Annotated in this window: 1 protein-coding gene; it reads right to left on the bottom strand. The window is 68.8% G+C overall.

Annotation, left to right across the window (positions count from 1 at the left end; all coding sequences use genetic code 11):
• Positions 1-1,275: HNH endonuclease signature motif containing protein (locus tag A5645_RS17980; protein WP_065130540.1), on the bottom strand; the 1,275-nt coding region annotated here is incomplete at both ends.

Below are 1,275 nucleotides of genomic sequence, written 5' to 3'. Positions count from 1 at the left end.
ACCGGCTCGTCGTTTTCGGGTTTGAGTGGTCTCTCGGGGTGGTGCATGCAGTTGGTGCGGGGGCGTCGGTGGTCGAGGTGTCGGGGTGGGATCCATTCGGTGTCGCCGTGGGCGTTTCGGCGGGTGACGTAGTTGCGGAGTTCGACCATGCGGTTATCGGGTCCGCAGGCCAGGGTGAGTTCGTCGATGTGGGTGCGGCGGTTGGCCAGCCAGCCTTCGAGGTGGTGGACCTGGGTCCAGTAGCCGGGCACGGTGCAGCCGGGGCGTGTGCAGCCGCGGTCTCGGCCCAGGAGGGCCAGGCGCTGTTCGGGGGTGGCTATGCGTTTGCCGTGGTAGAGGGCCAGGGTTTTGTCTTTGTCGAAGATGGCCAGGTAGTTGTGGGCGTGGGAGGCCAGCCGGATCACTTCGGACATGGGCAGCAGGGTGCCCCCGGCCGTCAGGGCGCGCCCGGCGCCGGCTTCGAGTTCGGCCAGGGTGGTGGTGATGACGATCGAGGTTGGCAGTCCGTGGTGCTGGCCCAGGGTTTTCGACATCAGCAGGGCGCGCAGCGCGGTGTTGAGGGCGTCGTGGTTGCGTTGCGGCGCGGTGCGGGTGTCGCGGTCCACGGCCGCAGCGGGGGCGCGCCCGTCGATCACCGGTGCGTCGTCGGCCGGGTTGCACATCCCTGGTGCGGCGAGTTTGGCCAGCACGGGCTCGACGGTGGCGCGGCATTGGGCGCTGATGTACCCACTGATCTTGGACAGGCCGTCGGGTTGTTGTTTGCCCAGCGTGATGCCGCGGTTGCGGGCCGGCTGGGCGGCCTTGTCGGGATCGAAGTCCCCGTTGGGCTTCAGGCAGTCCTTGTAGACCCGGGCGTACTCGGCCAGCTCGTCGGGGCGAAACCCGGTGGCGAACAGTGCCAGCTTGGCCTCGGCCTCGGCCCGCGCGGGCGCGTCGACGGTGTCGGGCAATTTGGTGAAGAACTTGCGGATCACCCCCACCTGGGCGTCGCCGATGAGCCCTCGGCGTTCGGCGGCCGCGGTCGCGACCAGCACCGGTTGCAGCGGCTGGCCGGTCAGCGCGCGGCGCGGACCCAGCACCGCGGCCTCGGCGATACGCCGATCCGCCTCGGCTTTGGTGATCCGCAACCGATCCGCCAACGCCTGACCCAGCGTGCCACCCAACTCCGATCCGGTGGCCACTAAGCCCAATTGGTTGACCACCGCATGCCCGGGCACGCGCAACTTACGCACCACCCGCTGCATACCCTCGATGATCGACAGCAACTCACTCGTA

It is taken from the genome of Mycobacterium asiaticum (assembly GCF_001673635.1).
In the GTDB taxonomy this organism is placed as follows: Bacteria; Actinomycetota; Actinomycetes; order Mycobacteriales; family Mycobacteriaceae; genus Mycobacterium; species Mycobacterium asiaticum_C.
Note: the sequence above shows the minus strand (reverse complement) of the source record. Positions and strands in the feature narration are given on the sequence as shown.